This is a genomic window from Brevundimonas sp. UBA2416 (assembly GCF_002343105.1).
Lineage (GTDB): Bacteria > Pseudomonadota > Alphaproteobacteria > Caulobacterales > Caulobacteraceae > Brevundimonas.
On the sequence record NZ_DDRM01000019.1, the window covers coordinates 163,692 to 173,520 of the forward strand.

11 protein-coding genes are annotated in these 9,829 nt (G+C 68.7%); 6 read left to right on the forward strand and 5 right to left on the reverse strand.

The genetic code is table 11. The features are described from left to right. Positions 1–28: 28 nt before the first annotated feature. From B3E43_RS07205 to B3E43_RS07215, 3 genes are all read right to left on the reverse strand, one after another. Positions 29–460 carry a hypothetical protein gene (locus tag B3E43_RS07205; RefSeq protein ID WP_292027962.1) on the reverse strand — a complete coding sequence of 144 codons (432 nt, stop codon included), beginning with the start codon at positions 458–460 and terminating at the stop codon, positions 29–31. Between the two features lie 80 nt (positions 461–540). Then, positions 541–972: an RNA polymerase-binding protein DksA gene (gene dksA, locus B3E43_RS07210; protein ID WP_292027964.1), complete on the reverse strand. Its 432-nt coding sequence runs from the start codon at positions 970–972 to the stop codon at positions 541–543. A 186-nt stretch (positions 973–1,158) separates the two neighbouring features. Then, positions 1,159–1,614: a flagellar assembly protein FliX gene (locus B3E43_RS07215; protein ID WP_349677566.1), complete on the reverse strand. Its 456-nt coding sequence runs from the start codon at positions 1,612–1,614 to the stop codon at positions 1,159–1,161. A gap of 153 nt (positions 1,615–1,767) precedes the next feature. Here B3E43_RS07215 and B3E43_RS07220 point away from each other — a divergent pair, with 153 nt between their 5' ends. The 4 genes from B3E43_RS07220 (at position 1,768) to B3E43_RS07235 (ending at position 5,258) form a co-directional block, all read left to right on the forward strand. Next, positions 1,768–2,874, forward strand: a complete 1,107-nt coding sequence (locus B3E43_RS07220; RefSeq protein ID WP_292027968.1) for a flagellar basal body P-ring protein FlgI — start codon at positions 1,768–1,770, stop codon at positions 2,872–2,874. After that, positions 2,874–3,179, forward strand: a complete 306-nt coding sequence (locus tag B3E43_RS07225) for a rod-binding protein (RefSeq protein WP_292027970.1) — start codon at positions 2,874–2,876, stop codon at positions 3,177–3,179. Before B3E43_RS07220 ends, B3E43_RS07225 begins: the two co-directional genes overlap by 1 nt. Then, a complete protein-coding gene (locus B3E43_RS07230; RefSeq protein ID WP_292027972.1) occupies positions 3,176–3,619 on the forward strand; it encodes a flagellar basal-body protein FlbY in 444 nt (147 codons plus the stop codon). Before B3E43_RS07225 ends, B3E43_RS07230 begins: the two co-directional genes overlap by 4 nt. Positions 3,620–3,683: 64 nt before the next feature. Beyond that, positions 3,684–5,258, forward strand: a complete 1,575-nt coding sequence (locus tag B3E43_RS07235; protein WP_292027974.1) for an EAL domain-containing protein — start codon at positions 3,684–3,686, stop codon at positions 5,256–5,258. Here the strand turns inward: B3E43_RS07235 and B3E43_RS07240 are convergent. Together B3E43_RS07240 and B3E43_RS07245 are read right to left on the reverse strand one after the other, a co-directional pair. After that, positions 5,210–6,871 (reverse strand): ABC-F family ATP-binding cassette domain-containing protein, encoded by a 1,662-nt coding sequence (locus B3E43_RS07240; RefSeq protein WP_292027976.1) that lies wholly within the window; start codon positions 6,869–6,871, stop codon positions 5,210–5,212. The genes B3E43_RS07235 and B3E43_RS07240 overlap by 49 nt on opposite strands. Further along, on the reverse strand, positions 6,792–6,995 hold the full coding sequence (locus B3E43_RS07245) for a hypothetical protein (protein ID WP_292028144.1): 204 nt from the start codon (positions 6,993–6,995) through the stop codon (positions 6,792–6,794). The genes B3E43_RS07240 and B3E43_RS07245 overlap by 80 nt, the downstream gene beginning before the upstream one ends. 89 nt (positions 6,996–7,084) lie before the next feature. On the opposite strand from B3E43_RS07245, the gene B3E43_RS07250 reads away from it, so the two are divergent. Continuing rightward, entirely contained in the window at positions 7,085–7,573 is a 489-nt protein-coding gene (locus B3E43_RS07250) for a group III truncated hemoglobin (protein ID WP_292027978.1), read from the forward strand. Positions 7,574–7,733: 160 nt separating this feature from the next. After that, positions 7,734–9,829: excinuclease ABC subunit UvrA (uvrA, locus tag B3E43_RS07255; protein WP_292027979.1), on the forward strand; the 2,096-nt coding region annotated here is incomplete at its 3' end.

Sequence of the window (9,829 nt, forward strand, 5' to 3'; positions counted from 1 at the left end):
CTCCAACCCGGCGAAGTCAAGGCGGCGGTCAGCTTCCGATGCCACACGCGATCTTCAGTTCGGCCACCCGCTGCGAGAAGGCGAGCGCCCTGTCCATGGTCTCGAACGGGACGATATGGTCGCTTGCCTCGCCCGTGATGTTGGTGAGATGCCCGCGCCGGATGCAGGGGGACCCGTCCACACAGCGAAATCGGAGCCTGACGCCGCCATGCTCGCCCGCGTCGGGGCTGTCCGCGACAATCTGCGAAAGGGGCATCATCGCCCGCCCCCAGGCAGCGTTGCGCCCGTGCCCATGGTCGACTGTCTCGCAGTCGCCGGACAGGCGATGGTAGGAATAGGCCCCGCTTCCGGTGCCCCAGAAGTCGAAACCCGGCGCGGATGCAGGCCCGACAGGGTCCTGAGGCGCGGCCTGAACCGTCGCCCCCGAAAGCGCCATCACGCCGAACGCCGCGCCGATCATCCAGGGCTTCATCGTCACCTTCCGCATCCCCTCACGCGAGAAGATCAAAGGCCGATGAACCGCCGGTGAACGCCGTTGCGTCAGTCGTCCCGGTGCACCCGTTCGCGACGCTCGTGCCGCTCCTGGGCCTCTACCGACAGCGTCGCCGTGGGCCGGGCCTCCAGCCGTCCGAGGCTGATCGGCTCGCCGGTCTCCTCGCAATAGCCGTAGGAGCCGTCCTCAATGCGGCGCAGCGCTTCGTCGATCTTGGAGATCAGCTTGCGCTGGCGGTCGCGGGTGCGCAGTTCCAGCGCCCGATCGGATTCCGACGACGCGCGGTCGACCAGATCCGGATGATTTTCCGTCTCGGCCTTCAGGTTGACGACAGTTCCCTTGGACTCGCGAAGGATGTCATCCTTCCAGTCCATCAGCTTGCCCTTGAAATAGGCCAGCTGCCGCTCGTTCATGAACGGCTCGTCGTCGGACGGCCTGTAAGCGGCCGGCTCGACAATCGCAGACGCCAATGCGGTCATAGTTCGCACTCACGGTCTTTAACAGCGCCCCCCTGTGGCGCAGCCCTGCCTATAGGGAGGACGAAGAGTCGCGGCAACAACACTCGCGCGAGCGTGACCGGTGAAGCTGACAGTCGGCGCGGGAGCGTGACATTTCTTCATCACCCACCGCCGACCGACCCCGCTTTTTCAAGGGATTTCGAAGACTTATGCTGCACTGCGGCGTAAATCGGCCTTGGCCAGCTCCACCGCGGCACGCAGATCGATCTGATCCAGCAGGTTGTTGAGCTCCGCATCGGCGTCAACCGGACGTTCTTCGCGAAGGGTTCGTGTCAGTCGTTCCAGCGCCCCGTCGCCCGCCTCGCCCGCCAGCAGGGCCAGTTTCAGCTCGTCCAGCCGGTCCAGCAGTCCACCGCCACGCCGGATCGCCCGCCGCCGTCGCTCGGTCACGTCCTCGACGCCCTGCAGGGCCATCAGGGCGGAGACATCGGTCACGGCGGACGGCGCGGAGGCGGAGGTTGTGGCGCTGGCCGGGGCGGCTGACCCGGCAGACGGCATGGAAAAGCCCCCGCCAGCGCGGGCGGCGCGGGCCCCTTGCGTCAGGGATGGTCCAGACGGGCCTGTAACCTTCATGGCATGCGACTCCAGCACATGCCGAACCATCGTCGGCGGCCCGTCACTGTTTGGTTAACGGCCCGGCAGTTTCTGCCGTGACCACAGGGCGTCGAGACAACCGGTCTGCTGTTTTTGCTGCACTTTCCACATGGCACGCCGCTGGCATGACGCTAGGCGCAACAGTTCGTGGACGCCCCGCCTATGCAGAAACTGCTCGCTACCCTCCTGGCCGCCGCCGCCCTGGCCGGATTGGCTTCGCCGTCGCTGGCGCAGTCTCGGATCAAGGACATCGCGGCGGTCGAGGGCGTCCGCTCCAACCAGCTGGTCGGCTACGGCCTCGTCGTCGGCCTGAACGGCACCGGCGACAGCCTGCGCAACTGCCCCTTCACCCGCCAGTCGCTGGAAGGCATGACCGAGCGGCTGGGCGTCAACATCCGCGGGGCCAACGCCAACTCCAAGAACATGGCCGCCATCATGGTGACGGCCGAACTGCCGCCCTTCGCGACCCCCGGGGCCCGCATCGATGTCAACGTCTCCTCGATGTGCGACGCCAAGAGCCTGCTGGGCGGCACCCTGCTGGTCACCAGTCTCCAGGGCGCCGACGGTCAGGTCTATGCGGTGGCCCAGGGCTCGGTTCAGACCGGCGCCGTCTCGGGCGGAGGATCCTCGGGTTCCTCGGTGACGCGCGGCGTCCCTACAGCCGGCCGCATCGCCTCGGGCGCCACGGTCGAGCGCGAGACCGGCTTCCACCTCGCCAACATGACCGAGGTCCGCCTGACCCTGCGCAACCCCGACTTCACCACGGCCCAGCGCATGGCCGCCGCCATCAACCAGGTTTATCCGAACACCGCCCTCGCCGAGAACGGCACTGTCGTCGCCCTGCGCGCGCCGGGGCAGATGGGGATGGCCGGCTTCATCAGCCGGGTCGAGAACCTCGAGGTCATGGTCGACTCCCCGGCCCGCGTCATCATCGACGAGGTCAATGGCGTCATCGTCATGGGCGACGCTGTCCGCGTATCCACCGTCGCCATCGCCCAGGGCAACCTCACCATCTCCGTGCAGGAAAGTCCGGTCGCCAGCCAGCCCACGCCCTTCAGCCGCGGCGGCGAGACCGTCGTCCTTCCCCAGACCGACGTTGCGGTCGAGGAGGAACTGGGCCGCCAGATGCGCATCGTCGGTGGCGGAGCCTCGCTCTCCACCCTGGTCAACGGCCTCAACGCCCTCGGCGTCAGCCCGCGCGACATGATCAGCATCCTGCAGGCCATCAAGGCCGCCGGCGCCCTCCAGGCCGAAATCGAGGTGATGTAATGAGCGACCCGATCATCGCCCCGACCACCCTGCCCCCGGCCGCGGCGGCCCCCGCGCCGGCCGTCGTCACCGCCCGCATGCGCGAGACCGCCGAGGCGTTCGAAGCCTCCTTCCTCTCGCAGATGCTGAAGCCGATGTTCGAGGGCCTTTCGACCGAAGCCCCCTTCGGCGGCGGCGAGGCCGAGGGCACCTGGCGCGGCTTCCTCGTCGACGCCATGGCCAAACAGGCGGTTCGCGGCGGCGGCATCGGCCTGGCCGATCAGGTCGTCGCCCAGATGTTGAAGATGCAGGAGCAGGAACAATGACCGACGCCGCCACGCTGAACGCCACGGCCCGCGTCCGCCAGCTGATCGACCTGACCAATCGCCTGACCGCCCGGCTCAGCGAGGAATCGAAAGTCTTTGAATCGCACCGCCCGCAGGATGCCGCCGCAGCCCTGGCCGGGACCCAGGACCTCGCCAATGCCTACCGTCGCGAGTCGGCCCAGCTGAAGGCCAATCCGGCCTCGGTCGCCGCCGCGCCCGCCGCTGACCGCGTCGCCCTGATCCGCGCCACCGAGGCCTTCGAGGCGGTGCTGTCGCGTCACTCGCGCGCGGTCGAGGCCGCCCGCGTCGTGTCCGAGGGCCTCGTCCAGACCATCGCCGCCGAAGTCGCCGGCCAACGCGGCAGCCCCTCGGCCTACGGCGCCTCGGGCAAGGCCAACGCCGGCGACAGCCGCGCCGTGGCCTTCAACCGCCAAGCCTGAACGTCCGTTAAGCCTCTTCGTCGAACCCATATTCATCTCCACCGGGTAGCCGGTAGACATGACGATGAAATCGCGCCTCCTCGGCATGGCCTTCGCGGCAGCCGATACACTGCTGGAACTCGACGCCGATGGGCGGATCGACATGGCGCTGGGCGCCGGTCCGTGTCCGCGGGGCGCCACCGCTGAGACCTGGCGCGGCGTTCTGCTGACAGACCTCGTGGGCAAGGCCGGCCAGAAGCCGTTGATGGACGCCCTCGCGGCGATCCGCCCCAATGAGCGGCCGGCGCCGATCGACGCGCTGATCGCCTGCGATACCGACCGCGTCCGCCGGGCTCGTCTTCGCCTGTTCCAACTCCCCGACCTCGCGCCCGCCGTGTCCTGCGCCATCACCTATGACGGCGCGCCCTTCACCCTTGCTGTGCCGGAGGCGCCGCCCCTGCTCAGCGCGGACGGCCTGCTTTCGCGGGTCCGCGGGTCGCTCCTCGCGCCGGATGAGGACGTGGCCGTCGCCTTCGTCGACGTGCCCGGTCTGGCCGCTGCGGGTGAAGCCCACGAGCGGGCCGCCGCCCGTGTCGCCGCCGTGCTGCAGGCCTCATCCATCGATGGCGCCTCAGCGGCCCGGCTGGCGCCCGAACGGTTCGCCCTTGTTCGCGCCTCGGACAGCCAGACTGACCTCGCGAGCGAGGTCCGCGACGCCGCCGCCGCCGAAGGCCTGGACCTGGCGGTCCGCGCCACGGAGGCCGCCCTGTCGGGCTCCGCCCCCGCGGAGTCCACCGTCCGGGCCCTGCGTTTCGCCCTGGAGGCCTGCATCAGGGAAGGCGGGATCGACGGCGCCGGCGCCGCCTTCTCGGAGAGCCTGAAACGGACCCTCAAGGAAGCCGACCGCTTCCGCACCATGGTCCAGTCGCGCGACTTCGCCCTGCAGTACCAGCCGATCATCGACCTCACGACCGGCGTTACCCACCATTTCGAAGCCCTTGCGCGCTTCGGTTCCCGGGGCCCTGCGGACTCCATCCGCCTTGCGGAGGAGCTCGGCCTGATCGAGGGCTTCGACCTGGCGGTAGCCGAAAAGGCCCTGCAGCAACTGCGACGTCCCGGCTTCGGTCTGACGCGGATCGCGGTCAATGTCTCGGGCGCCTCCCTTGGCTCAAACGCCTATGTGGACGGCCTTCTGCGCCTCACCGCCGCCGCCCCGGACATCCGCAACCGGATCCTCATCGAGGTCACCGAAACCGCCGCTGTTGCCGACATCGAGGCCGCGGGCCGCCGGCTCTCCGCCCTGCGCCGGGCTGGCGTGAAGGTCTGTCTCGACGATTTCGGCGTGGGCGCCGCCTCGCTCGACTATCTGCACCGCCTCCCCGCCGACACGGTCAAGATCGACGGTCGCTTCGTGCGCGAGATAGTCAGCGACGCCCGCGCCCGCGACCTCGTCGCCCATCTGGTCGAGCTGTGCGCCGACCTGAAAATGACCACCATCGCCGAGATGATCGAGACAGAAGAGCAGGCGACGGCCGTCCGCGATCTGGGGGTCGGCTATGGACAGGGGTGGCTGTTCGGACGCCCCGCTGCGGAGCCCGTCGTCGCCGCGCCTCAGCCAGTCTCGGTGCGACGACGCGGGGCTGTGGCCGGCTGGGGCTGACCCAGAGATATCGTCCGGTCGACGCCGATCGCTGACAGGAAGTCGGCGTCGTGGCTGACGACCACCAGCGCCCCGTCCCATGCAGCCAGCGCCGCCTCCACCGCCGCGATCGAGTCCAGATCGAGGTGATTGGTCGGCTCGTCGAGGATCAGCAGTTGCGGCGGCCGGGCGCCGGTCATGACGCAGGCCAGACCCGCCCTCAGCCTCTCCCCGCCTGAAAGGGTCCCGACCACCCGCCGGGCCGCTGTATTGCGGAAAAGGAAGCGCGCCAGCGCGGCCTGCGCCGCGTTCGGCGTCGCTTCCGGATTGAGACGCCGATAGGCGTCGATCAGCGTCTCTTCGGGTTTCAGCAGCGCCGTCTCCTGATCCAGCAGCGCCGCCCGCGCCGGCCGCTCGATCCGTCCGGCCGTAGGCTCGACATCGCCAGCCATGAGCCGCAACAGGGTCGTCTTTCCGGCGCCGTTGGGTCCGGTGACCGCCACCCGCTCCGGTCCGGTCAGCTTGAGGGATACCGGGCCCACGATCCGCCGCCCGTCCGGCGCGTCCCACGCCGCCCCGTCCAGCGCCAGAACCGCCCGGCCCGCCGCCAGTCCCGTGGTGGGAAGGGGGACCTCCAGGGATCGAAGCCGCTCGACGCGCTCCCGCGCCTCCGCCAGCGCCGCCCCGGCCGACGCCGCGCGCCGTTCGGCCAGTTTGTTCTCCCGGGCTCCACTGTTCTCGGCGCGCTCAGCCATCGCTCCGAGCAGAATTTTCGGTTCCGATTTCCGCGCCGCGAAGGCCCGTCCAGCCTTGTCCCGCCGCGCCTTCTTTTCAACCGCCCGCTGACCCTCACGCGCAACGCGCCCGACCTCACGCTCGGCCGCCTGCAGTCCATGCTCCGCCGCCGCCCGTTCAGACGCCTTGCGCCCGGCGTAGAGGTCATAGCCGCCCCCGTAGGTCGCCGCGCCGAGGGTCGACAGCTCGACGATCCGGTCCATCGGGCGCAACAGGCCTCTGTCATGGCTGACCACCACGACCCCGCCCTTCCAGCGTTCCAGCACCCCGGCCACGACCGCGCGGCCTTCCTGATCCAGATGATTGGTCGGTTCGTCGAGCACGAGCAGGTCCGGCTGGTCCATCAGCAGGGCGGCCAACCGCAGCCGCGTCTGCTCGCCGCCGCTCAGAAATCCGGCGGGCCGGCCTGGATCCAGTCCGGCCAGACCGACCTCGGCAAGCGCCGCCGCAATGCGCTCTTCCAGCGTCCAGTCGGCCTCCGCCAGATCGTCGGCCGAGCCATCTCCGGCCAGCACCCGCCCGATGACCGTCAGGCCGGCGGACACGCCCAGCGAATCGGCGACGCTGTCGTCCCCCGCCGGGCCGACGGCCTGCTCCAGAAAGCCGACCCGGCCCATGCGCACGACGGTCCCCTCGCCCGGCTCGGTCAGGCCGGCGATCAGGCGCAGCAGCGTGGTCTTGCCCGCGCCGTTGCGGCCGACGACGCCCGTGCGCTCACGCCCGAAAGCGAGGCTCAGGTCAGAAAATAGGGTGTGGCCGTCAGGCGTGCGGGCCGCGACGCGATCGAGCGTCACGAGTGCGGATGCGGACGGGCTTGGGACGAGGCTGGAAGAGGACATAGGCGAGCACGAGCAGCGGAGCGGAAAGGGCGAAACCGATTTCCAGGGCGCTGATCATGATCGTCGAACTCCAGTGATACTCACTCGAAGGCCTGAAGATGCGGTGGAAGCGCTCGATGCGCAAGCCTTTTCCAGCGCCGCCGGCGATGCGGTGGGCTGCTCCCGGGATTTCCCGTAATGGCGGCCGCCGCCCGGAGTCCCTAGATTCCCGTCATGCCAATCGCGTCCGAACCCGAAACGCCCGCCCGCCGTCGAGAGGCGATCGTCGAACAGATCCGCGCGGAAACCGGCATCGACGAAGCCATGATCGCGCGCCTGGTCGACGCCTTCTACGACCGCGTCCGCGCCGATCCGCTGATCGGTCCGGTCTTCGCCGCGCGGATTTCAGACTGGGGCCCGCATCTGGAGCAGATGCGCCTGTTCTGGTCTTCCGTGGCCCTGATGAGCGGCGTCTATCACGGCCGCCCGATGCCCAAACACCTGCCCCTGCCCGTCGACGCCCGCCATTTCGACCGCTGGCTGGAGTTGTTCGAGGCCACGGCCGCGGAGGTTTGCCCGCCCCCCGCCGCCGCACACTTCATCGAGCGAGCGCGCCGCATCGCTGAAAGCCTCGAGCTGGGCATCGCCGGCGCCAACGGGGTCATGCTGCAGAAGGGCGAACGTTATCTGCGAGCGAGCGAGGCGTGGACGCCGCCGGCCTGACCGATGCCCTGCTGACACCTGCTGTCAGCAGGATTGGCGAGTTTGGCCATGTTCCTGCAATGTTCTTGCTGAATCCCGCGAATTGGTCCCCATATAGCGGCGTCGCGCCGGACCCTCTCCGGCCCTGTCGCGTTCCCGGACTCCCCAGCCTTCAGGCCCCATGACCGAAAAGCACAACTTCATCCGCGTGCGCGGCGCCCGCGAGCACAATCTCAAGGGCGTCGATCTCGACATTCCGCGCGAGAAGCTCGTGGTCATGACCGGCCTTTCGGGCTCGGGCAAAAGCTCGCTCGCCTTCGACACCATCTATGCCGAGGGCCAGCGCCGCTATGTCGAGAGCCTGAGCGCCTATGCCCGCCAGTTCCTCGAGCTGATGAGCAAGCCCGACGTCGACCTGATCGAGGGCCTGTCGCCGGCCATCTCGATCGAACAGAAGACCACCTCGAAGAACCCGCGCTCGACCGTCGGCACGGTGACCGAGATTCACGACTATATGCGTCTGCTGTGGGCGCGGGTCGGCGTGCCCTATTCGCCCGCCACCGGCCTGCCGATCGAGAGCCAGACCATCTCCATGATGGTCGACAAGCTGACCGCCCTGCCCGAGGGCGAGCGGCTGATGCTGTTGGCGCCCGTCGTCCGCGGCCGCAAGGGCGAATACCGCAAGGAGATGGGCGAGTGGCAGCGCGCCGGCTTCCAGCGGCTGAAGATCGACGGTGAATTCTACGCCATCGAGGACGCCCCGACGCTCGACAAGAAGTTCAAGCACGACATCGACATCGTCGTGGACCGGATCGTCACCAAGGCCGGGCTGGAAAGCCGCTACGCCGACAGCCTGCAGACGGCCCTCGGCCTCGCCGACGGCATCGCCGTGGCCGAATGGGCCAACATCGCCGAAGGCGAGACCGCGCCTCGCCGCCTGACGTTCTCGGAGAAATTCGCCTGCCCGGTCTCCGGCTTCACCATCAGCGAGATCGAGCCGCGACTGTTCTCGTTCAACAATCCCTTCGGCGCATGCCCGACCTGCGACGGACTTGGCGTCAAGCTGGCCTTCGACGCCGACCTTGTCATCCCGGACCGCGACAAGACCCTGCACAAGGGCGCCGTCGCGCCATGGTCGCGCGGCCCCTCGCCGCTCTACACCCAGACCCTGCAGTCGCTCAGCCGCCACTACGGCTTCTCGATGGACGTCGCCTGGCGCGACCTGCCGGAACAGGCCCAGGCCGTCATCCTGCGCGGCACCGGGTCCGAGAAGATCAAATTCACCTACGATGACAACGCCCGCAAATACGAGGTCTCCAAGGCCTTCGAAGGCGTGCTTCCCAACCTCGAACGCCGCTGGCGCGAGACGGACTCGGCCTGGGTGCGCGAGGAGCTGGGCCGGTTCCAGTCCGAGACCCCGTGCGAAGCCTGTGGTGGCAAACGCCTCAAACCCGAGGCCCTGGCGGTCAAGGTGGCGGCCACCGACATCGCCGAGGTCTCCTGGCTGTCGATCAAACACGCCCACGAGTGGTTCACCGCCCTCGACGGCAAGCTGACCGCCAAACAGATGGAAATCGGCCGCCGCATCCTGAAGGAGATCACCGACCGGCTGCGCTTCCTCAACAACGTCGGCCTCGACTATCTCAGCCTGTCGCGCGCTTCGGGCACCCTGTCCGGCGGCGAGAGCCAGCGCATCCGTCTGGCCTCCCAGATCGGCTCGGGCCTGACGGGCGTCCTCTACGTCCTCGACGAGCCGTCCATCGGCCTGCACCAGCGGGACAACTCCCGCCTGCTGGAAAGCCTGCGCGGCCTGCGCGACCTCGGCAACTCCGTCCTCGTCGTCGAGCACGATGAGGAGGCCATCCTGACCGCCGACTATGTCATCGACATGGGCCCGGCCGCCGGCATCCACGGCGGCGAGGTCTGCGCCCAGGGCACGCCGGCCGAAGTCATGGCCAACGGCGCCTCACTGACCGCCAAATACCTGACCGGCGAGCGCGAAATCGAACTGCCCGCCGACGGCCGTCGGCCGGTCGACCGCAAGAAAATGCTCCGGGTCTCCGGCGCGACCGGCAACAACCTCAAGAACGTCACCGGCGAAATTCCGGGCGGCCTGTTCACCTGCGTCACCGGCGTGTCGGGCGGTGGCAAGTCGACCTTCACCATCGAGACCCTCTACAAGGCCGCCGCCCGGCGGCTGCACAACGCCTCGGACGCCCCGGCTCCTTTCGACCGCATCGAGGGGCTGGAGATGTTCGACAAGGTGATCGACATCGA

Bases quoted from the DNA above. Each gene is read 5' to 3' on its own strand.
- B3E43_RS07240 (WP_292027976.1), bottom strand. From the start codon at position 6,871: ATGTCCTCTTCCAGCCTCGTCCCAAGCCCGTCCGCATCCGCACTCGTG.
- B3E43_RS07220 (WP_292027968.1), top strand. From the start codon at position 1,768: ATGCAGAAACTGCTCGCTACCCTCCTGGCCGCCGCCGCCCTGGCCGGA.
- B3E43_RS07225 (WP_292027970.1), top strand. From the start codon at position 2,874: ATGAGCGACCCGATCATCGCCCCGACCACCCTGCCCCCGGCCGCGGCG.
- dksA (WP_292027964.1), bottom strand. From the start codon at position 972: ATGACCGCATTGGCGTCTGCGATTGTCGAGCCGGCCGCTTACAGGCCG.
- B3E43_RS07205 (WP_292027962.1), bottom strand. From the start codon at position 460: ATGATCGGCGCGGCGTTCGGCGTGATGGCGCTTTCGGGGGCGACGGTT.
- B3E43_RS07230 (WP_292027972.1), top strand. From the start codon at position 3,176: ATGACCGACGCCGCCACGCTGAACGCCACGGCCCGCGTCCGCCAGCTG.
- B3E43_RS07215 (WP_349677566.1), bottom strand. From the start codon at position 1,614: ATGGTTCGGCATGTGCTGGAGTCGCATGCCATGAAGGTTACAGGCCCG.
- B3E43_RS07235 (WP_292027974.1), top strand. From the start codon at position 3,684: ATGAAATCGCGCCTCCTCGGCATGGCCTTCGCGGCAGCCGATACACTG.
- B3E43_RS07250 (WP_292027978.1), top strand. From the start codon at position 7,085: ATGCCAATCGCGTCCGAACCCGAAACGCCCGCCCGCCGTCGAGAGGCG.